Origin of the sequence: Streptomyces xylophagus, from assembly GCF_000716435.1 — a bacterium.
GTDB classification, from domain to species: Bacteria; Actinomycetota; Actinomycetes; order Streptomycetales; family Streptomycetaceae; genus Streptomyces; species Streptomyces xylophagus.
In genome coordinates this window covers 166,618-186,586 of the sequence record NZ_JNWO01000004.1, presented here as the reverse complement: position 1 = coordinate 186,586, position 19,969 = coordinate 166,618, and the positions used below count along the sequence as shown (strand labels likewise).

The following is a 19,969-nucleotide window of genomic DNA, read 5'->3' as shown; positions in this document are numbered from 1 at the left end:
CGCGCTGGTCAGTTGCCCCCGCCGCAGCCGCCACCGCCCCCGCAGGACGAACCCCCTCCGCACGACGAGCCGCCGCCGCAGGAGGAGTGCCCGCCACCGCAGGAGTGGTGACCACCATGGCCGCCATGGCCTCCGTGGTGCCCGCCGCCCGAGGACGAACCACTGTCTCCGGCCCACCAGCTGCCGGCGCCGCTGCTGCTGCTCCCACCGCCGATACCGGCCCGGCGGCCCGATCCGTTGCCGAGCTTGTCCTTGCGCCCCGCGCGGACGATCGCCGCGATGAAGGCGACTGCGACGACTGCCAGGATGACGAAGAAGAACATGGCGTCACCCTCCTTCCGATTCCCCCGAAGCGGCCCCCCGTGGGCGCCTCGTGTGGTGCGTGAACCAGGGATGCCCGGCCGTCTCACCTGCCAAAGCAGAGTTGAGGAAGTCCAGAGCTTGGGCGCAGGATGACGGGCATGACCTCCAGCTCACGCCCCCTCCTCAACCGCCGGCTCGCCGAGTTCGGAACGACGATCTTCGCCGAGATGTCCGCCCTGGCCCTGAAGACCGGGTCGATCAACCTCGGCCAGGGTTTCCCCGACACGGACGGCCCCGAGGAGATCCGCGAGGCGGCGGTCCGCGCGCTGCGCGACGGACGCGGCAACCAGTACCCGCCGGGCCCGGGCGTCCCCGAACTGCGCACGGCGATCGCCGCCCACCAGGAGCGCCGCTACGGCCTGTCCTACGACCCCGACGCCGAGGTCCTGGTCACGGCGGGCGCGACGGAGGCCATCGCCGCGGCCCTGCTGGCCCTGGTGGAGCCCGGCGACGAGGTCGTCGCCCTGGAGCCGTACTACGACTCCTACGCGGCCTGCATCGCGATGGCGGGCGGCACGCGCGTACCGGTCACCCTGCGTCCGCACGACGGCAGCTTCCGCCTCGACCTCGACGAACTGCGCGCCGCCGTCACCGACCGCACCCGCCTCCTCCTGATCAACACCCCGCACAACCCGACCGGCACCGTCCTCACCCGCGAGGAACTCGCCGCCGTCGCCGAACTCGCCGTAGAACGCGATCTGTTGGTGATCACGGACGAGGTGTACGAGCACCTGGTGTTCGACGCGGCCGAGCACATTCCGCTGGTGTCCTTCCCGGGGATGCGGGAGCGCACGGTGTCGATCGGGTCGGCGGGCAAGACGTTCTCGTTCACGGGGTGGAAGGTCGGCTGGGTCACCGCCGCGGCCCCGCTCGTCACCGCCGTACGGTCGGCGAAGCAGTTCCTGACATATGTGGCGTCGGGCCCGTTCCAGTACGCGGTCGCGGAGGCGCTGGCCCTGCCCGACTCCTACTTCGACGCCTTCCGCGCGGACATGCTGGCCAAGCGGGACGTCCTGGCGGCGGGTCTGACGGAGGCGGGCTTCGAGGTCTTCCGCCCGGCCGGCACGTACTTCATCACCACCGACATCCGCCCCCTCGGCCCGGACCTCTCACAGAACGGTGACGGCTTCGCCTTCTGCCGCGCGCTGCCGGAACTCGCCGGGGTCGTCGCCATCCCGAACGCGGTCTTCTACGACCACCGGGACGAGGGTGCGCCCTTCGTGCGGTTCGCGTTCTGCAAGCGGGTGGGTGTGCTGGAGGAAGCGGTGGGCCGGCTGAAGAAGCTGGCCGGCTGAGCCCGAGCGGTACGGATACGACGGCGCCCGTCCACAGGCTGTGGACGGGCGCCGGTCATACGTGGTCCTGCGGGACCGAGGAGAACTACTCCTCGTCGTCCTCGGGCTTCTCGACGGCCTCGTCGACTTCCTCGGTGAGGCCGAGCTGCTCGACGAGCCAGCGGTCGAACTCGATCGCGGCGCGCACCCAGCTGACCGTCGAGGACACGAAGTGGTTCAGGTCGACGCCGGTGCCGACCAGCATCTGCGCCTCACCGATGAGACGGACGGTGCCGTCGTCGTGGGTGTGCGTGTAGACCTTGGGCCACAGGGTGCGGCGGTTCCAGTCGTCGATCGACTCCAGCAGCTGCGCCTTGACGTCGATGTCGTGCGGACGGTCGTAGAACGTCCGTACCGAGAAGACCAGCTGGTCGTCCTCGCCGCGGAACATGAAGTACGTACGGAACTGCTCCCACGGCGCCGCGAGGTCACCCTCGTCGTCGACGACATACTTCAGCTCCATCTGCTCGAGGAGCTGCTTCACAAGGTCCTGATCCGGGACGACGGGGCCCGCCGGTCCTTGGGGGTTCGGCTCGGGCTGGCCCCCGAAGTTCGGAATCGAGGACGGGTCGATGCTCACCGTGTATTTCCCTTCGTACGGATTCCGCCATCCTCCCCCATCCGGGGAGGGGCGTGGCAACCCCTGACGGGACTGTCGGCCCTGGGCTGACCTGATCCGGTCGGCCCAGGGTTCTACGGTGCCACCTACAGCGTCTTGCCGGTCGCCGGCCCCACAATCAGCCCGTCCCCGAACGCGTCCACCCGTACCGTGTCCCCGTCCTTGACCTCGCCCGCCAGGATCTCCTTGGCGAGCCGGTCCCCGATCGCGGTCTGGACGAGGCGGCGGAGCGGTCGCGCGCCGTAGGCCGGATCGTTGCCGTTGTCCGCGAGCCAGGTCAGGGCCTCGTCGCTGATCTCCAGGGTGAGCCTGCGCTCGGCCAGCCTCTTCGCCAGGCGGCCGATCTGGAGCGCCGCGATGCGACCCAGCTCCTCCCTGTTCAGGGCGGAGAAGACCACCAGGTCGTCCAGCCGGTTCAGGAACTCCGGCTTGAAGGAGGCCCGGACCACCTGCATGACCTGAGCCTTCTTCTCGTCCTCACTGGTGAGCGGGTCGATCAGGAAGGTGCTGCCCAGGTTCGAGGTGAGGACCAGGATGGTGTTCCGGAAGTCGACCGTGCGGCCCTGACCGTCCGTCAACCGCCCGTCGTCCAGCACCTGGAGGAGCACGTCGAAGACCTCGGGGTGCGCCTTCTCGACCTCGTCGAGGAGGATCACCGAGTACGGGCGCCTGCGCACCGCCTCCGTGAGCTGGCCGCCCTCCTCGTAGCCGACGTAGCCGGGAGGCGCGCCGACCAGCCGGGCCACGCTGTGCTTCTCGCCGTACTCCGACATGTCGATGCGGACCATCGCCCGCTCGTCGTCGAAGAGGAAGTCGGCCAGGGCCTTGGCGAGTTCGGTCTTGCCGACGCCCGTCGGGCCCAGGAAGAGGAACGAGCCGGTGGGGCGGTCCGGGTCCGCGATACCCGCGCGAGTGCGCCGTACGGCGTCGGAGACCGCCTGTACGGCCTCGCTCTGGCCGATGAGGCGACGGCCCAACTCCTCCTCCATGCGCAGGAGTTTCTGCGTCTCGCCCTCCAGGAGACGGCCTGCGGGGATGCCGGTCCAGGAGCCGACGACGTCCGCGATGTCGTCGGGGCCGACCTCTTCCTTCACCATCGTGTCCTTGGACGCTTCCTCCTCCGCCTGGGAGGCCTCCTCCAAGTCACGTTCCAGGGAGGGGATCTCGCCGTAGAGCAGCTTGGAGGCGGTGTCGAAGTCGCCGTCGCGCTGGGCGCGTTCGGCCTGGCCGCGCTGTTCGTCGAGCTTCTCCTTCAGCTCGCCGACCCGGTTGAGGGACTGCTTCTCCTTCTCCCAGCGGGCGTTGAGACCGCGCAGCTCCTCCTCGCGGTCGGCGAGGTCGCGGCGCAGCTTCTCCAGGCGTTCGATCGAGGCGGCGTCCGTCTCCTTGTCGAGCGCCAGCTCCTCCATCTTCAACCGGTCGACGGAGCGCTGGAGTTCGTCGATCTCGACGGGGGACGAGTCGATCTCCATACGGAGGCGGGAGGCCGCCTCGTCGACCAGGTCGATCGCCTTGTCGGGGAGGAAGCGGGAGGTGATGTACCGGTCGGAGAGTGTCGCGGCGGCGACCAGCGCGCTGTCCGCGATGACGACCTTGTGGTGGGCCTCGTAGCGGCCCTTGAGTCCGCGCAGGATCGCGATCGTGTCCTCGACGGACGGCTCGGCCACCAGCACCTGCTGGAAGCGGCGCTCCAGCGCCGGGTCCTTCTCGATGCGCTCGCGGTACTCGTCGAGGGTCGTCGCGCCGACCATGCGGAGTTCACCGCGGGCGAGCATCGGCTTCAGCATGTTGCCGGCGTCCATGGCGGAGTCGCCCCCGGCACCGGCGCCCACGACGGTGTGCAGCTCGTCGATGAAGGTGATGATCTGGCCGTCGGAGTCCTTGATCTCGGCCAGGACGGTCTTGAGCCGCTCCTCGAACTCGCCGCGGTACTTCGCGCCCGCGACCATCGCGCCGAGGTCCAGCGCGACCAGCCGCTTGTTCTTGAGGGACTCCGGCACGTCCCCCTTGATGATCCGCTGCGCCAGCCCCTCGACGACGGCGGTCTTGCCGACGCCGGGCTCACCGATGAGGACGGGGTTGTTCTTCGTGCGGCGGGACAGCACCTGGACGACCCGCCGGATCTCCTGGTCCCGCCCGATGACCGGGTCGAGCTTGCCCTCGCGCGCGGCGGCCGTGAAGTCCGTACCGAACTTCTCCAGCGCCTTGTACTGCCCCTCGGGGTCGGGTGTGGTCACCCGGCGCCCTCCCCTGCTCTTCTGGAACGCGTCCAGCAGCTTCTTCGCGCCGGCCCCCTGCTGGGAGAGTACGTCCCCGGCCGCGCCGCCCTTCGCGGCGATACCGATCAACAGGTGCTCGGTCGAGAGGTAGTCGTCGCCGAGCTCCTTCGCGCGCTGGCCGGCGTCCGCGATCACGGCCAGCAGCTCACGGTTGGGCTGCGGCGGCGCGACGGTCGACCCGGTCACACTCGGCAGCGAACCGAGCACCCGCTCGGCACCGGACCGTACGGCGGCCTGATCGGCGTCGACGGCGGCCAGCAGGTCGGTGATGTTCTCGTTGTCCTGCCCCTCGAGCAGGGCGAGCAGCAGATGCGCCGGGGTCAGATCCGCGTGCCCCCCGGTCACGGCACGGTTGCTGGCCGCGTTGATCGCGTCCCGGCTCCTGTTGGTCAGCTCGGCGTCCACGTTCGCGTTCTCCTCCTCGGTGTCCTACGGCTGACTCAGCCAACGTACACAAAGTTGAGTCTATTCCACTCAAGGCAGCGGAGGGAGTGATCCGGCGACTAAGTTCCGGGGGCATGACCACATACCCGGTCGACCCGGGCGATCCCGACGCGTCGTACCTCGCCTTCTGGCGGGAACGACACCTGTGCACCCTCACGACCCTCCGCCCGGACGGCAGTCCGCATGTCGTCCCTGTCGGAGTGACATACGACCCGCAGGCGCGGCTGGCTCGGGTCATCGCGAACAAGTCGAGCACGAAGGTGGCGAACGTGCTGGCCGCCGGCACCCGGGGCGCACCGGTCGCCGTGTGCCAGGTGGACGGGCGGCGCTGGGCGACGCTGGAGGGCCGGGCCTTCGTCCGCGCCGCACGCGACCGGGTCGCGGAGGCGGAGCGCCGGTACGCGGAGCGCTACGGGCGGACGCCGTCGCCGAACCCGTCCCGGGTGGTGATCGAGATCGAGCTGACGCGGGCGATGGGGAAGGGCTGAAGGGGACGGCAAGGGGGGAGCGATGAAAAAAGCTGAGGGGTGCCAGGGCCCGCGAATCGATCAGTTCCAGCCACCGGCACCGGGCACATACCCGCACATTCCGCACAAACTGCAGCGGCGTCACCGTGTTCAGGTCACGGTGACGCCGCTGCGGGGGGAAGCACCTGAGCGATCTTTTACGACGGGGGAATCGCGTCAGGCACTGCGGGGGGTGGCTGAGATGGTCTGGACGTCGGGGGCATCCGTTTCCACCAGCCGGTGGTCTCGCTGGTCAAGATTCACAAAGATCATTCCGTACCGAATGGCACACCGCACCGGCTGCGGCGCCCCCCGAGGCCGCCGCAGACACCGATACGCCCGTACGTCCTCGTCCTCGTCCCGCGTCACGACGACCGGCTCACCGAACACGGTCACCATGAGCGAGTCACCGCTGTGGGGGATGGCGGTGGCCAGGTCGATGAAGTGCCAGCCGGAGCGGTAGGCCGTGGCCATCTCGCGCCGGAAAGAGCGGTCGTCGGGTGGGGTGGTCACGTCAACTCCACGCAGTGTCATCTGCGGTGACAGAAGTATCGCCGGTGGTCACGGTCGCGGTGTCGGCCGCGAGCGACCAAGCGGTGTCCTGCCGCACCTCACCCTTCGCACCAGAGAGGCCACTCAGCGTTCCGAAGGCCACAACGGCGGAGAAGGCGGCGACAAGCACCGAGCGAAGCATTCTCTTACGCATAGTCGGCTTCGTCCTCACTTGAAGGTCCCCTCATTCCCCCGTCGAGTAAGACGATGGCTCATTCGGGCACGTCATGGCCACACGATCGGTGCATCATGTTCCTGCATGTTCAGGACCCTGGGGGGTGGAGATTTGACAATGAATCGGACTAAAGCGACACATCCCCATGCTGTGACGGAGTTGTGTGAGGAAGGAGGTCGTCTTTACGCGAACGCGCTCCGCACTGGACGTATCGCCCGCGCGGACGTGGAACCCGCCCCTTGTCTGATGGAGTTCGCCCTGCTCCATCCCGATCCCGACGACGCGAACTGGCTGTGCCCGGTTCCTCCGGCGGTCGCCCTGGCCCAGCGGCTCAATCCCATCGAACGCGAGATAACGGACCGCCGACGGCTGTCGATCGAGATGGCCGACGTGTTCGAGCCGTTTATGGCGCTGAGTGCTCAGGTGACGGAGTCCACTCACTCGATCTCCGTACTCGAGGGACTCGACCGCATCAACGCGGCGCTCGACCTGGCGACGGCGCAGTGCCAGAACGAGGTGCTCGCAGTCCAGCCGAGCCACCGCCACCCGGAACGCCGGCTCGTCGAGGCGCTCGAGCGCGACAGGCCACTGATCGAGCGAGGGGTACGCATCCGGACCCTCTACCAGCACACGGCCAGATACAGCCCGGAGAGGCTCGCGTGGGTGGACAACTTCACCGACGGCAAGGTGGAGTACCGCACGATCGACGAACTCGTCGAACGCCTCATCATCTGCGACGAGACCGTCGCGTTCATCCCCATTCGGGACGACCGTCAGGTCGCCCTGGAACTGCGCCACCCGGGTCTCGTGAGTTACCTGATCAAGGTCTTCGAGTTCATGTGGAGCCGCGCGGTCCCGCTGAGTGCCGGCGCCCCCTACGAAACCGCCCCCGACGGCATCACGGACATCCAGCACTCCATCGCCAAACTCCTCGTGGAGGGCCACGTCGACGAGGCCATAGCCCGGCGCCTGGGGATGAACGTGCGCACCTGCCGGGCCCACATCGCCAAGCTCGCCACGGCCCTGGGCAGCGGCAGCCGCGCCCAGCTCGGCTTCCTCATAGCCCAGTCGGGCATCCTCAACCAGGACCACCCGGCACCAGGAGGAGACGGCCCACTGTGACCGAGGCGCACACGCACGGAGCGGACGACCTCTGCGGGGCGGGCCTGAGCCTGTACGTCCATGCCCTGCGCGTCGGGCGCGTGCGTGTCGACGACACCGCCGAGGCTCCGTGTCTGGTCGGTCTCGGGCTGCTGCAACCAGAGATCGAGGACCTGGGCTGGCTACGGCCCGTCGCGCCCGCCTCCGTACTCCACCGGCTGCTGCGGCGATCGGCGGAGCGCATCGCGGACGAGCGGCGCCGCGAAGAGCGTCTGGAGACCGTCTTCGCACCGTTGTTGCAGCTCGACGGCTCCCGTGCGACAGCCACGGACACCCCGACGATCACGGTCCTCGGTGACAAGGAACGCATCAACCAGGCCATCACCGAGGCCATGACGGACGCCACGGACGAACTGCTCGCCATCCAGCCCAGCGTCAACCCGAGCAGTCCGGAAGCTCACGCCGTCGCCCTCGTCCGCGACCAGGCCCTGCTCGACCGCGGCGGCCGCATCCGCACCCTCTACCAGCACACCCAGCGCTACAGCCCCCTCGCCCTGGCCCGCTACGAGCAACTGCGGGGCGACGCACAGGCCCGCACCCTCGACGAGGTCACCGAGCGGCTTCTCGTCATGGACCGGCAGGTGGCGTTCATCCCCGCCAACAGGGACCGCACCCTCGCCCTCGAGGTCCGCCACCCCGCGCTGATCGACTACTTCGTCACCACCTTCGACCGCCTCTGGCACCTCGCCACCCCGATGTACCCCGAGGCGGTCGAACGCCCCTCCCTGAACGGCGTCAGCCCGCGCCAGCACGCCATAGCCGGCCTCCTCGTCGAAGGCCACACCGACGCCGTCATCGCCGACCGCCTCGGCATGAACATCCGCACCGCACGGGTCCACATAGCCAAACTCGCCGCCACCCTGGGCAGCGAGAGCCGGGCCCAACTCGGCTACCTCATCGCGGAATCAGGAATCCTCAGACAGGAGGGAGCGACGGAGTGACATCCGCGCCCCACACGGAACACGGTGTCGAAGACCTGTGTCCCGCCGGAACGGAACTGTACGAACGCGCCCTGCGCGAAGGGTGGGTGAACGGCGCGGACGCCGACTCGGCTCCCTGCCTGGTCGATCACGGCCTGTTGCATCCGGCCGTCGGGAACGCGAGCCTGCTGGAGCCGGTCGCCCCGGCCGTGGCCCTCCACCGGTTGCTGCGCACCTCGGGGGCGCGCATCGCGGACGAACGGCGGCGCGAGGAGCGACTGGCCGAGACCTTCGAACCGCTCATGCGCATCGACGGACCCAGGACGGGAACCGCGGACACCCCGACGATCATGGTCGTCAGCGGATTCGACCACATCAACCTGGCCCTCGCGGAGGCCATGGCCGTGGCCTCCGCGGAAGTACTCGCGATTCAGCCGCGCCGCCGGAACCCCGAGTCCCTGGAGCTCAGCTACGAAGCCCTGCACCGCGACCAGGCCCTCCTGGACCGCGGCGGCCGTATCCGCACCCTGTACCCGCACGCGCTCCGCCACCAGCCCTCCGTCCTCACCCGCTACGAGCAGCTGAGCGGCGACGCCGAGGCCCGGACGCTCGACGAGGTCACCGACCGCCTCATCGTCATCGACCGCACGGTCGCCTTCATCCCCGCGAACGCGGACCGCACGATGGCCCTCGAAGTCCGCCATCCCGCGCTGATCACCCATTTCGTCACGGTCTTCGACCGCCTCTGGCACCTCGCCGCCCCCATGTACCCGGAGGCGGTCCAGCAACCCTCCCTCAACGGCATCACGGCCCGCCAACGCGCCATCGCCGGCCTCCTCGTCGAAGGCCACACCGACGCCGTCATCGCCGACCGCCTCGGCATGAACATCCGCACCGCCCGCGTCCACATAGCCAAACTCGCCGCCACCCTCGGCAGCGAGAGCAGGGCCCAACTCGGCTACCTCATCGGACAGTCGGGGATTCTTGATCAGCAGGAGTGAGCTGCGCCGGGACGTCCGGCACGCGTGACGAGGGGCTGTCCAGGCCCACCTGGGCGATCCGCACGCCGAGTTGGGTACGGCTGGCCGCGCCGAGTGTCTCCGACAGCCGGGCGATATGGGCCCGGCACGTCCGGACGCTTATGCCGAGCCGTTCCGCGATCACCGCGTCCTGGTGGCCGTCCGCGAGCAGGGCGGCGATGGACTGTTCGCGGTGCGAGATGCCCTCGATGCCGGTGTCCGGGAGCGGGGCGGCGACGGGGATCGCCAGGCGCCAGAGGCGGTCGAAGACCGTGACGAAGTAGTCGATGAGGGCGGGGTGGCGCAGCTCCAGGGCGATCGTGTGGTCGGCGCTCGCGGGGATGAAGGCGACCGTGCGGTCGAAGAGGATCAGCCGGTCGACGACCTCGTCGAGCGTCCTCGCCTCCACCGCGTCGCCCATCAACTCCAGGTAGTTCAGGAGGCCTTGGCCGTGCCGGGCGACGTGGGTGTACAGGTCGCGCATGCGTACCCCGCGCGAGCGCAGGGCGAGGGCGCGGTGCAGGCCCTCCGTGAGTTCCGGTTCGCGACGGATGCCGCCGGGCTGGACGGTGAGGACCTCGCCCGTGCAGGCCTCGGTCGCGTCGTCCATCGCCGCCTGGATACGGGAGAGCCCGTCGAGGACGCGGATCGCGGCGCCGCCCTCCAGCGTCGCCGAAGCCGACGCCATCGCGGACGCCTGGATACGGCGGCCGAGACCGGCGTACCACTCGAAGGCCGCGACCGCCGAGCCCACCCGCCGGTGGCTCTCGCTGACCTCGTCGTAGACCCCGCGCAGCAGCCGGGTCATGACCTCCTGCGGGGAGGTCGGCACCAGCCAGTCCATGTCGTCGGGGTCGGGGTGGAGGAGGGCCAGTTCCAACAGGCACGGCACCGGCTCGGCGTCCGTGCGGGGCACCCGGCCCCGCCGCACGGCCCGGGAGTACACGCGGTCCCCGGCATCGCACAGTCGGTCAGCACCGTGTGGATGCTCGTCCGTCCTGTGCCCGGCCATCGACCGTCCCACCCCCGGTTTGCGCCTCTTCCGCAGCGCAACTATGCGCGGCCCGGACCTGCTCCGCAACACGGCTCCCGCTCGAACAGCCCCCGAAAATCGCCGATATAAGCCACTATCTCCCGGCCTCCGGGCGTCACCTTGCAACAAGCTGGGGGGGTACCGACCCACGACACCGGGTCCGTCGTCGTATCACTTTCCGCGTGAGCTGCCGGAAATCACTCAGAGATCGCCGTGTTACGTATCGCCTCTAACGTCCCCTCATGGCGGACATATTTGACGCATACGCATTGGCCGATGCGTGGGACGAGATGTTTGTGCGGCCGGGTGAGGTCAGAACCGCCTACGAGCCGGTACTGGCGGCACTCCAGCCGATCGAGCCGAGTGAACTGCGCTTCCGCGCGGACCAGATGGCCCGCGCGTTCACCGACCGAGGGGTCACCTACGCCTTCGCGGGCGAGGAACGGCCCTGGCCACTGGACCTGGTGCCCCGGATCATCGACGCGCTGGAGTGGGATCTCATCCAGCGCGGGGTGGCGCAACGGGTGCGGGCCCTGGAGGCCTATCTCTCCGACGCGTACTCGCACTGCCGTGCCTTCGAGGACGGTGTCGTGCCCTGGCGGCTGCTCCTCAACTCGGCTCATTTCCATCGGTCCGCGCAAGGGGTCGAGCCACCGGGCGGGGTACGCATCCACGTCGCCGGCATCGACCTCGTCCGGGACGAGGCCGGGGAATTGCGGGTCCTCGAGGACAACGTGCGGGTCCCCAGCGGGGTCTCGTACGTCATCGAGAACCGCAGAGCCATGACGCGGATCTTCCCGTCCCTCTTCGCCGAGCAGCACGTGGTCCCCGTCGACGGGTACGCGGGGCGACTGCTGGCCGCCCTGCGGGCCGCCGCGCCCGCCGGGACACAGGACCCCCGGGTCGTGGTCCTCACCCCGGGACCGGGAAACGCCGCCTACTTCGAACACGCCCTGCTCGCCCGGCTGATGGGCGTGCAGCTGGTGGTGGGGCACGACCTCACCTGCCGCAACAACCGGGTGTGGATGCGGACCACGCGCGGAGAGGTGCCCGTCCACGTCGTATACCGGCGGCTCGACGACGACTTCCTCGACCCGCTGCACTTCCGCCCCGACTCGGTGATCGGCTGCCCGGGCATCATGAACGCCGCCCAGGCCGGGAACGTCACACTCGCGAACGCGGTCGGCAACGGGATCGCGGACGACAAGCTCCTCTACACCTACGTCCCCGACCTCATCCGCTACTACCTCTCCGAGGAACCGATTCTTCCCAACGTGGAGTCGTACCGCCCCGACGAGCCGGGCCAGTTGGAGGCGGTCCTCGACCAGATCGACCAGCTGGTCATCAAGCCCGTCGACGGCGCCGGCGGGCAGGGCATCGTCATCGGACCCAAGGCCGACGCGAAGACACTCGAACGCACTCGCAAAGCCGTCGCAGCCGATCCGCGCGGCTGGATCGCCCAGCGCCCGGTCGCCCTGTCCACCTCCCCCACCCTCGCGGGTGAACGCATGGCACCGCGCCACATCGACCTGCGGCCGTTCGCCGTGAACGACGGCACCGACGTCTGGGTGCTGCCCGGCGGCCTCACCCGTGTCGCCCTCCAGGAGGGCAACCTGATCGTCAACTCCAGCCAGGGCGGCGGCTCCAAGGACACCTGGGTGCTCGCGGAGGGCCCCACCGAGCAGCCCGCCACGCTGACCCCGGACGGCGAACTGCCCGAGGTGGCGCCACGCCAGCTCGGCCCCGACGGCAACCCCGCGGTCGTACAGGAAGGGGCGCAGCAGCAGTGAACGACGTGATCCTCTCCCGGATAGCCGAAGCCCTGACGTGGACGGGCCGTTACGTCGAGCGCGCCGACACCACCGGTCGCATCCTCGACGCCTATCTGCACCGCATGCTGGAGGACCCCTGGCGCGACGAGGACGTGGCCTGCCGGTCGCTGTACGCGATCCTCGGCGTCGACGCGGGCGGCGAACGCGTCGACATGCAGCAGGTGTTGGACCAGCTCGCCTTCGACGCCCGCTCGACCTGTTCCATCGAGGGCGCCCTCGGCGCCGCCCGGCTCAACGCCCGCAGCGCCCGGGAAGCCGTCTCCTCGGAGATGTGGGAGTGCCTCAACTCCACCTGGCACGCCCTGGCCGACCAACGCCTCGCGGCCCGCCGTACGGGCCCCTACGCCTATCTCGAACTCGTGCGCAGACGCGCCGCGTTGTTCTTCGGGCTCGCCGACTCCACGATGAGCCGCGACGACAGCTGGCGTTTCGTCGTCCTCGGCCGCAGCCTGGAGCGGGTGGACATGACCGTACGGCTGCTGTCGGTACGGGTGTTGGACGCGGCGCACGCGCCCGACTGGACGACGCTGCTCAGCGCGAGCGGCGCCGACGAGGCGTACGCGCGCGTGTACGGCGGTTTCGGGGACACCCCGAGAGTGGCCGAATTCCTGCTCCTGGACCGGGACTTCCCGCGCTCGGCGCTGCACGCGCTGACGACGGCCGAGGAGTGCCTCACCGCGCTCGGCCGCCCCCGGCAGGACCCGGCGCGCCGTCCCATCGGCCGGCTGCGCACCCGCCTCGAATACCTGGACTCGCACGCCTTGGAAGAACAACTGCCCGCCCTCCTCAAGGACTTGCAGCACGCCTGCATGGACTCGGCGGAGGCCGTGGCGGAACTGTTCTTCCCGTACCAGGGGCCCGTCGAGTGGGCCCAGGAAGGAGCCTGAGATGACCCGTAGGCTTCGCATCCGCCACACCACCCGCGTGTCGTACGCCCAGGCGGCCGTGTCCTCCCACAACGAGGTCCGGATGACCCCGCTCACGCTGCCCGGCCAGACCACGCTGGACGCGCGCGTCACGGTGAACCCCACGACCCCCACCTGGTCGTACTGGGACTACTGGGGCACCCAGGTCACCGGCTTCGACCTGATGGACCCGCACGCGGACCTCACGATCACCGCGTCGAGCCTCGTCGAGACGGCCCCGCCGGAGCTGCTCGGCCCCGCGCCCGGCTGGCAGGAGGTGACCGAACGGACCACGAACTCCCGCCTGTTGGAGTTCATCGGCCCCACGGTCCGTACGACGGTCCCGCCCAAGCTGCTGAAGAAGGCGCGCAGGGCGGCCGTGGGCCTCGACCCGCACGAGACCGCGGTGGCCGTCTCCGCGCTGGTCGCCGACCGGGTGGCGTACCTGCCCGGCGTCACCGGCGTGAACACCTCCGCCACCGAGGCCTGGGAGCAGGGCGCCGGCGTCTGCCAGGACATCGCCCACGTGACGATCGCCCTGCTGCGCGGCCTCGGCCTGCCCACGCGCTACGTCTCCGGCTACCTCCACCCCGAGCGCGAGGCGGAACTGCACCGCCCGGTGGCCGGGCAGAGCCACGCCTGGATCGAGTACTGGGCGGGCGACTGGTGCGGCTACGACCCCACCAACCGCACCCGCCCCGACGAGTCCCATGTCGTGGTCGGCCGGGGCCGGGACTACGACGACGTGACCCCGCACAAGGGGATCTACCGGGGCGTGGCCGGCGGCCCGCCGGAGGTGACGGTGGAGTTCACGCGGGTGGCGTGAACTCCGGGGCCGGACGGGCGAGTTGGACAGGGCGGGGGCGAGGCGGGGCGGGCTACTTCAGCCCGTGCGCCTCGCACGCCGTCTTGTAGTCGGCGGTGCAGATGTCGGAGATCTTGTAGATCCCGTCCGCGACCACCGTCGACTTGATGTTGTCCTGCGTCAGCGCGACCACGGACACCAGCTGCGAGGGGATCTTCTTGTTGGTGGGGCTGTCGACCGAGTCACGGGTGAGGGCGTCGAACTCGATGTCCCTGCCCTGGACCTTGGCGACCGCGATCTTCGCGGCGGCCTCGGCCAGGTCGGGGTACGGCTTGTAGACGCTCATGTACTGCTCGCCGGTGACGATCCGCTGCACGGCGGTGAGTTCGGCGTCCTGGCCGGTGACGGGCGGAATCTTCGTCAGGCCCGCCGCCTTCAGGGCCTTGATGATGCCGCCGGCCATGGCGTCGTTGGCGGAGTACACCGCGGCGATGTTGTTCTTGCCGAGCCTGTCGATCGCCTCGGTCATCTCCTTCTGGGCGATGACCGGGTCCCAGGCCTTGGTGTTGTAGCTCGCGGCGACCGTCACCTTGCCCTGCAGCTCGGACAGCGCCCCGGTCTTGAACACCGCGGCGTTCGGGTCGGTCGGCGAGCCGTTGATCATCACGACCTTGTCGGAGGTGTCCACGTTGCTGCCCAGCGCCTCGACCAGGGAGCGGCCCTGCACCTCGCCGACCAGTTCGCCGTCGAAGGAGACGTACGCGTCGATCGGCCCCTCGGCGAGGCGGTCGTAGGCGATGACCGGGATGCCTGCGGCCTTGGCCTTGCCCACCATGGTCCGGATGGCGTGCGAGTCGACGGCGTCGAGCACGATGATGTCGACCTTCTTGTCGATCATCTCCTGCATCTGCTTGTCCTGGACGGCCGCGTCGCCGCCGGCGTTGGCGTACTCGGCCTTGCCCTTGTTCGCCGTGAGCGACTGGATCTTCGCCTTCATGATCGGGAAGTCGAACTCCGCGTACCGCGTGTTCGTCTTCTCCGGCATGAGCACGCCCACCGTGATGTCGTTGCCCTTCGCCGGAGTCGCGTCCGCACTGCTCCCCGACGAGTCGAGCACGCCACAGGCGGCCAGGGGGAGGGCCAGCGAGAACGCGGCCACGGATATGGCGATACGACGCATTGGTGAGCTCACTTCTGGTGCCGTCCGGACGTGGGTGCAGCATGCAACCCAGGTGACTGAAAAGCCAACGCGTCCACGACCACCGGCGTCAAGCGGAACCGCTTAACGAGATGGCAACGCCACGTTCCGTTTGGTATGTGGAGACCTCGCGAAATCACCTCCAAACACTCTTTACGGACCCTCCACTCAACGGGAGTTCATGAACGGGCAAAGATCAGCACAACCAAGTGCTTTTCTCGCGAGTCGTGATCATCAACGGCCACTTGCCGCCGTGACCGATCCGACAGAGGACCGCATGAACCCAGCCAGACACGCGACGGCCGCCGCCCTCGCGCTCTCCGTCGCGGGCGGCCTGCTCGCCGCCGCGACGACGTCCGCCTCCGCGGCGGCCAGTTGCACCTCCCCCGCCCTCAAACGGCAGTTCTTCGCGAACACCACGTTCTCGGGCACCGCGAAGAAGACGGACTGCGACAGCGCGATCGACGAGAGCTGGAGCGGCGCCCCCGCCTCCGGCCTCCCGAAGGACAACTTCGGCGTCCGCTGGACCGTCACCCGCGACTTCGGCTCCGGCGGGCCCTTCGCGCTCAGCGCCGCCGGGACGGACGGCATCCGCGTCTACCTGGACAACAGCCGCAAGATCGACCTCTGGTCCAACACGACCGGGTCGCACTCCAAGACGGTCAATGCGACGATCCCCAAGGGCAGGCACACCCTGCGGATCGACTACGTCAACTGGACCGGCGCCGCGAAGGTCAAGGTCGGCTACACGCCCCGCACTTCGGCGACCGTCGACAAGGTCGGGCCGCTCGCCCCGACCGGCGTCTCCGCCGACTACATCCCCGACGGGGAGTGGGCGTACACCGAGCTCGCCTGGTCCGCCAACAAGGAGATGGACCTCGCCGGCTACCGCGTCTACCGCCGGCTGAAGGGCTCCGGCGCCTGGACCAAGGTGGCCACGACCACGGCGGCCAAGCGCACGGCCGGGGACGAGCCGCCGCCCACCGGGCAGTCGTACTACTACGAGGTCCGCGCCTACGACAAGGCCGGCAACGAGTCGGCGGGCTCCGCCGACCAGCCGATCACCTCGGTGGACTGGACCGCCCCTGCCGCCCCCGCCCTCACCGCCACCGCCGTGGAGGCCTCCAACAACCTGTCCTGGACGGCCTCCGCCGACGCCGTGCTCTACCGGGTCTACCGCAAGTCCGATTCGGCGACCTCGTACACCGAGATCGCCGAGACCACCGACACCGCTTACGTCGACACCCGGGCGACCTACGGCGACGCCTACGACTACAAGGTCAAGGCGCTGGACGCGGCGAAGAACGGGCGGGACTCCAACGTCGTCCGCTCCACCCGGTCCATCCTCCCGCCGCAGAACGTGACGGCATCGGTGCCGAGTTACGGCGCCGTGTTCACCTGGACCGAGGCACCGGGCGGCGACACCGCCGACTACGACGTCTACCGCTCGACGACCTCCCCGGTGGCGACCACCTACGACAACCTCACCGACTGCCGCAGCCGCAAGGCCAGTACGGACGCGGCCGGCAACAGGATCCGCAGCTGCGTCGACTACGACGGCGACCAGGGCACCACGTACCACTACGTGATGACCCGGAAGAACACCGCGGGCCGCTGGTCCACCGGCTCCGCCGAGATGACCGTCACCCGCCCCGGGGACGAGAAGGCGCCGCCGCCCGTGACCGGCCTGACCGCCGAGCCCCTGGAGTACGGCTTCAGGCTCGACTGGGACGACAGCCCGGCGACGGATCTGGCCCACTACGAGGTCTACGAGTACCGGTCCTGCTGCACACCGGACTTCCTGGGCGAAGTACCCGCCGGCACCTCGGAGTTCGTCGCAGGCCCGCAGGTCGCGGACGGCGAGGAGAAGACCTACGTCGTCGTCCCGGCCGACATCTACGGCAACTACGCCAAGTTCACCGGCGCCTACTGGGACAGCCCCGTCGCCTCGGTCACCGCCACCGAGCAGGACCTCAGGCCGACGACCGTCCCCGAGGACACCGCGCCCTGCTCCGTCGCCGCGTACACGACCCGCGGCGACGCGGGCGGCATGTACATCGACTGCGCCGACTCGGTCGCCACGGAGGCCGCCGGCATCAACGTGTACCGCTGGGACCGCGCGAGCGGCACCTACGTCCGCGTGACGGACGTCCCGCTGGCGCCCACCGCCACCGGCTACACCGACACCACCATGCCCCGCGGCACGACCGTCTACTACCTGCTCTCGGTCGTCGCTCCCGACGGCTCGGAGACCTTCAGCAACGTGGACTCCGCCGTGTCCCTGCCGAGCGGAGAGTGACCCCGATGAAGACAGCCCTTCGGGCGACGGCCGTGGTGCTGGCCGGCACGGCCGGTGTCCTCACCACCGTCGCCGTCCCGTCGGCCTCGGCGGCCACCAGCTGCACCTCCCCCGTCTACAAACGGCAGTTCTTCGCGAACACCACCTTCAAGGGCACCCCCAGGAAGACGGACTGCGACAGCGCGGTCGACGAGAGCTGGAGCGGCGCGCCCGCCTCCGGCCTCCCGAAGGACAACTTCGGCGTCCGCTGGAGCGTGACCCGCGACTTCGGCTCCGGCGGGCCCTTCGCCCTGGCCGTCACCGGCCTCGACGGGATACGCGTGTACGTCGACGGCGTCCGCAAGATCGACCTGTGGAAGAACACCTCCACGGCCGTGGGCAAGACCGTCAACGTGACCGTCCCGAAGGGCAGGCACACCCTCCGCGTCGACTACGTGAACTGGACCGGCGCCGCCAAGGCCAAGTTCACGTACACGCCCCGCACCTCGGCCACCGTCGACAAGGTCAAGCCCCTCACGCCGATGGACCCGCTGATGTCGTACGACACGGCGAGCAACAAGGCGAAGCTGAGCTGGGGCAGGAACGCGGAGATGGATCTCGCGGGCTACCGGGTCTACCGGCGGCTGCGGGGCAGCACGAGCTGGACCCGGCTCACCACCACGACCGCGACCTCGTACACCGACACCCCGCCCGCCACCGGCGCCGTCTACTACTACGAGGCACGCGCCTACGACAAGGCGGGCAACGAATCGGCCGGTACCGCCGACCAGTTGGTCACCGGCATCACGCTCACCGCGCCGTTCGGCCTCGCCTCCTCGGTCACGGACACCACCGCCGAACTGTCCTGGCGGGCGGTGCCGGGCGCGGTGAAGTACCGCGTGGTGCGCACGAACCGGGGCGGCGCCGACAAGGTCACCGACGTCAACTGGAACCACCTCAGCGACGACACGCTCGACCGGGTCTCCACGTACGCCTACAAGGTCGCCGCGGTGGACGGCTCCGGCCACCTCTCCCCGTACACCGACACCGTGAGCGCGCACCGGCCGCCCGCCGCGCCGCGCGACCTCACGGCGACGGCGGACATCGGGGCCGCGCTGCTGTCCTGGACGGTCAGGCCGGAGGACGCCTGGGTCTACACCTTCCACGTCTACCGCTCGACGACCCTGCCGGTGGACACGTCCGGCACGCCGGTCACCTGCACCACGACGTACAAGGAACTCGCCGACGGGTCACGGCGCTACAGCTGCGGCGACTACTCGGCGGACGAGGACACCACGTACCACTACGCGGTGACGACACAGGACCAGGTGGCCGCCGTCTCCCTCCCCTCCGCGACGGTCACCGTCACCACGCTCGCCTCGGACAAGGCGCCGGCCCCGGTGACCGGGCTGACCGCGACGGCCACCGAGTACGGCATCGAGCTGGACTGGGCCGACAACACCGAGCCCGACCTGGCCCGGTACGCGGTCTACCGGGGCACGGTCCTCGGTGAGGAGGGCGACGAACAGGTCTGCTCCATGTCGGAGTGGGCGTGGCTGTCCCCGTCCACCTCGCGCTACACGGACGTGACCCTGCCCGACGGCCAGCACCGCTGCTACTTCGTGGCCGCGGTCGACACCGCGGGCAACTCCACCAGGTGGTCGTCGAGTCCCGTGTACGCCGTCAGCATCGACGAACTGGATCTGACCCCGTCGGTGGCGACCCCGGAGGACTCACCGATCAGCCTGTCGGCGACCGCGACCGACTCGGGCGTCGGCCTCGCGTGGAACGCGGTCGACTCGGCGACGGGCTACCAGGTCTACCGCTGGAACCCGGTCACCAAGGCGTACGAGAAGCTGGCGGCCACCACGGACCGCTCCTACGACGACACCACCGCCGCCCGCGGCACCACCCACCACTACTGGGTGACCGCGCTGTACGCGGACGGCACGGAGTCGGCGCCCGGGGCGGACTGGGCGATCCTGGAGCCCTGAGCACGGTCTGAGCGCGATCCGAACGCGGTCGGCACGCGAAAGGGGCCCGGAGGTCGGTGAACCTCCGGGCCCCTTTCGGGATGCCTGCCGTGCTGTGCGTCAGTCCGAGGACTGCTGCCGCTTCGGCCGCCACACCACCAGCGCGCTGGTCTGCTGGACCTCCTGGTACGGCACCAGGTCACGGCGGTACGACGCGTGGACGGCGGCCTCGCGCTGCTGCATCGTCGCCGCCGCTCCCTCGACCGCCGCCTGGAGTTCGGCGACGCGCTGCTGGAGCGCGACGACCTGGTTCTCCAGCTCGATGATGCGCTTGATGCCGGCCAGGTTGATGCCCTCGGTCTGCGACAACTGCTGGACGGTGCGCAGCAGTTCGATGTCGCGGGCCGAGTAGCGCCGGCCCCGCCCGGCCGTGCGGTCCGGGGAGACCAGGCCGAGGCGGTCGTACTGGCGCAGCGTCTGCGGGTGCAGGCCGGAGAGCTGGGCCGCCACCGAGATGACGTAGACCGGGGTCTCCTCGGTCAGCTCGTACGGGTTGCGTCGACGGCCGTCCAT

At 69.6% G+C, this 19,969-nt stretch carries 17 protein-coding genes; 10 read left to right on the top strand and 7 right to left on the bottom strand.

Annotated elements, in window-relative coordinates:
* Positions 1 to 8: 8 nt before the first annotated feature.
* A complete protein-coding gene (locus OO70_RS10295; RefSeq protein ID WP_043667278.1) occupies positions 9 to 323 on the bottom strand; it encodes a hypothetical protein in 315 nt (104 codons plus the stop codon).
* Positions 324 to 452: 129 nt separating this feature from the next.
* Here OO70_RS10295 and OO70_RS10290 point away from each other — a divergent pair, with 129 nt between their 5' ends.
* Positions 453 to 1,658 carry a pyridoxal phosphate-dependent aminotransferase gene (locus OO70_RS10290; RefSeq protein ID WP_043667276.1) on the top strand — a complete coding sequence of 402 codons (1,206 nt, stop codon included), beginning with the start codon at positions 453 to 455 and terminating at the stop codon, positions 1,656 to 1,658.
* Positions 1,659 to 1,743: 85 nt separating this feature from the next.
* On the opposite strand, the gene OO70_RS10285 is transcribed toward OO70_RS10290, so the two are convergent.
* Together OO70_RS10285 and clpB are read right to left on the bottom strand one after the other, a co-directional pair.
* Entirely contained in the window at positions 1,744 to 2,277 is a 534-nt protein-coding gene (locus OO70_RS10285; protein WP_043667273.1) for a type III secretion system chaperone family protein, read from the bottom strand.
* 125 nt (positions 2,278 to 2,402) lie between these two features.
* A complete protein-coding gene (clpB, locus tag OO70_RS10280) occupies positions 2,403 to 5,000 on the bottom strand; it encodes an ATP-dependent chaperone ClpB (RefSeq protein ID WP_043667270.1) in 2,598 nt (865 codons plus the stop codon).
* A gap of 113 nt (positions 5,001 to 5,113) precedes the next feature.
* Here clpB and OO70_RS10275 point away from each other — a divergent pair, with 113 nt between their 5' ends.
* On the top strand, positions 5,114 to 5,527 hold the full coding sequence (locus OO70_RS10275) for a pyridoxamine 5'-phosphate oxidase family protein (protein WP_043667267.1): 414 nt from the start codon (positions 5,114 to 5,116) through the stop codon (positions 5,525 to 5,527).
* Between the two features lie 195 nt (positions 5,528 to 5,722).
* Here OO70_RS10275 and OO70_RS10270 read toward each other — a convergent pair whose 3' ends face one another.
* Positions 5,723 to 6,019, bottom strand: coding sequence for a Rieske (2Fe-2S) protein (locus OO70_RS10270; protein ID WP_019070395.1), 297 nt, complete (start codon positions 6,017 to 6,019; stop codon positions 5,723 to 5,725).
* Positions 6,020 to 6,389: 370 nt separating this feature from the next.
* Between OO70_RS10270 and OO70_RS10260 the strand changes: the two genes are divergently transcribed.
* From OO70_RS10260 to OO70_RS10250, 3 genes are read left to right on the top strand one after another with little or no spacing between them, the layout of a single operon-like run.
* The gene (locus OO70_RS10260) at positions 6,390 to 7,394 is read left to right on the top strand and encodes a helix-turn-helix transcriptional regulator (RefSeq protein ID WP_078651335.1); all 1,005 of its coding nucleotides are present in this window, start codon (positions 6,390 to 6,392) and stop codon (positions 7,392 to 7,394) included.
* Complete coding sequence (locus tag OO70_RS10255) at positions 7,391 to 8,374, top strand: helix-turn-helix transcriptional regulator (RefSeq protein WP_043667260.1); 984 nt, start codon at positions 7,391 to 7,393, stop codon at positions 8,372 to 8,374. Before OO70_RS10260 ends, OO70_RS10255 begins: the two co-directional genes overlap by 4 nt.
* On the top strand, positions 8,371 to 9,354 hold the full coding sequence (locus tag OO70_RS10250) for a helix-turn-helix transcriptional regulator (protein WP_043667257.1): 984 nt from the start codon (positions 8,371 to 8,373) through the stop codon (positions 9,352 to 9,354). Before OO70_RS10255 ends, OO70_RS10250 begins: the two co-directional genes overlap by 4 nt.
* On the opposite strand, the gene OO70_RS10245 is transcribed toward OO70_RS10250, so the two are convergent.
* The gene (locus tag OO70_RS10245; protein ID WP_043667253.1) at positions 9,317 to 10,384 is read right to left on the bottom strand and encodes a helix-turn-helix transcriptional regulator; all 1,068 of its coding nucleotides are present in this window, start codon (positions 10,382 to 10,384) and stop codon (positions 9,317 to 9,319) included. The genes OO70_RS10250 and OO70_RS10245 overlap by 38 nt on opposite strands.
* 263 nt (positions 10,385 to 10,647) lie before the next feature.
* On the opposite strand from OO70_RS10245, the gene OO70_RS10240 reads away from it, so the two are divergent.
* The 3 genes from OO70_RS10240 to OO70_RS10230 are packed head-to-tail and all read left to right on the top strand — an operon-like array spanning position 10,648 to position 13,968.
* The gene (locus tag OO70_RS10240; protein WP_043667251.1) at positions 10,648 to 12,195 is read left to right on the top strand and encodes a circularly permuted type 2 ATP-grasp protein; all 1,548 of its coding nucleotides are present in this window, start codon (positions 10,648 to 10,650) and stop codon (positions 12,193 to 12,195) included.
* Positions 12,192 to 13,124 carry an alpha-E domain-containing protein gene (locus OO70_RS10235; protein ID WP_043667248.1) on the top strand — a complete coding sequence of 311 codons (933 nt, stop codon included), beginning with the start codon at positions 12,192 to 12,194 and terminating at the stop codon, positions 13,122 to 13,124. Before OO70_RS10240 ends, OO70_RS10235 begins: the two co-directional genes overlap by 4 nt.
* Before the next feature lies 1 nt (position 13,125).
* On the top strand, positions 13,126 to 13,968 hold the full coding sequence (locus tag OO70_RS10230; protein WP_043667245.1) for a transglutaminase family protein: 843 nt from the start codon (positions 13,126 to 13,128) through the stop codon (positions 13,966 to 13,968).
* A gap of 52 nt (positions 13,969 to 14,020) precedes the next feature.
* Here OO70_RS10230 and OO70_RS10225 read toward each other — a convergent pair whose 3' ends face one another.
* Complete coding sequence (locus tag OO70_RS10225) at positions 14,021 to 15,127, bottom strand: sugar ABC transporter substrate-binding protein (protein ID WP_043667242.1); 1,107 nt, start codon at positions 15,125 to 15,127, stop codon at positions 14,021 to 14,023.
* Positions 15,128 to 15,422: 295 nt separating this feature from the next.
* Between OO70_RS10225 and OO70_RS10220 the strand changes: the two genes are divergently transcribed.
* The gene (locus tag OO70_RS10220) at positions 15,423 to 17,444 is read left to right on the top strand and encodes a PA14 domain-containing protein (RefSeq protein ID WP_043667240.1); all 2,022 of its coding nucleotides are present in this window, start codon (positions 15,423 to 15,425) and stop codon (positions 17,442 to 17,444) included.
* A 5-nt stretch (positions 17,445 to 17,449) separates the two neighbouring features.
* The gene (locus tag OO70_RS10215; RefSeq protein ID WP_043667238.1) at positions 17,450 to 19,417 is read left to right on the top strand and encodes a PA14 domain-containing protein; all 1,968 of its coding nucleotides are present in this window, start codon (positions 17,450 to 17,452) and stop codon (positions 19,415 to 19,417) included.
* A gap of 99 nt (positions 19,418 to 19,516) precedes the next feature.
* On the opposite strand, the gene OO70_RS10210 is transcribed toward OO70_RS10215, so the two are convergent.
* Positions 19,517 to 19,969 (bottom strand): heat shock protein transcriptional repressor HspR, encoded by a 453-nt coding sequence (locus OO70_RS10210; RefSeq protein ID WP_019062994.1) that lies wholly within the window; start codon positions 19,967 to 19,969, stop codon positions 19,517 to 19,519.

Excerpts from the sequence above, each read along its gene's own strand:
- OO70_RS10295 (WP_043667278.1), bottom strand. The coding sequence starts at position 323 with ATGTTCTTCTTCGTCATCCTGGCAGTCGTCGCAGTCGCCTTCATCGCG.
- OO70_RS10290 (WP_043667276.1), top strand. The coding sequence starts at position 453 with ATGACGGGCATGACCTCCAGCTCACGCCCCCTCCTCAACCGCCGGCTC.
- OO70_RS10275 (WP_043667267.1), top strand. The coding sequence starts at position 5,114 with ATGACCACATACCCGGTCGACCCGGGCGATCCCGACGCGTCGTACCTC.
- OO70_RS10270 (WP_019070395.1), bottom strand. The coding sequence starts at position 6,019 with ATGGCCACGGCCTACCGCTCCGGCTGGCACTTCATCGACCTGGCCACC.
- OO70_RS10260 (WP_078651335.1), top strand. The coding sequence starts at position 6,390 with ATGAATCGGACTAAAGCGACACATCCCCATGCTGTGACGGAGTTGTGT.
- OO70_RS10245 (WP_043667253.1), bottom strand. The coding sequence starts at position 10,384 with ATGGCCGGGCACAGGACGGACGAGCATCCACACGGTGCTGACCGACTG.
- OO70_RS10240 (WP_043667251.1), top strand. The coding sequence starts at position 10,648 with ATGGCGGACATATTTGACGCATACGCATTGGCCGATGCGTGGGACGAG.
- OO70_RS10230 (WP_043667245.1), top strand. The coding sequence starts at position 13,126 with ATGACCCGTAGGCTTCGCATCCGCCACACCACCCGCGTGTCGTACGCC.
- OO70_RS10225 (WP_043667242.1), bottom strand. The coding sequence starts at position 15,127 with ATGCGTCGTATCGCCATATCCGTGGCCGCGTTCTCGCTGGCCCTCCCC.
- OO70_RS10220 (WP_043667240.1), top strand. The coding sequence starts at position 15,423 with ATGAACCCAGCCAGACACGCGACGGCCGCCGCCCTCGCGCTCTCCGTC.
- OO70_RS10215 (WP_043667238.1), top strand. The coding sequence starts at position 17,450 with ATGAAGACAGCCCTTCGGGCGACGGCCGTGGTGCTGGCCGGCACGGCC.
- OO70_RS10210 (WP_019062994.1), bottom strand. The coding sequence starts at position 19,969 with ATGGACGGCCGTCGACGCAACCCGTACGAGCTGACCGAGGAGACCCCG.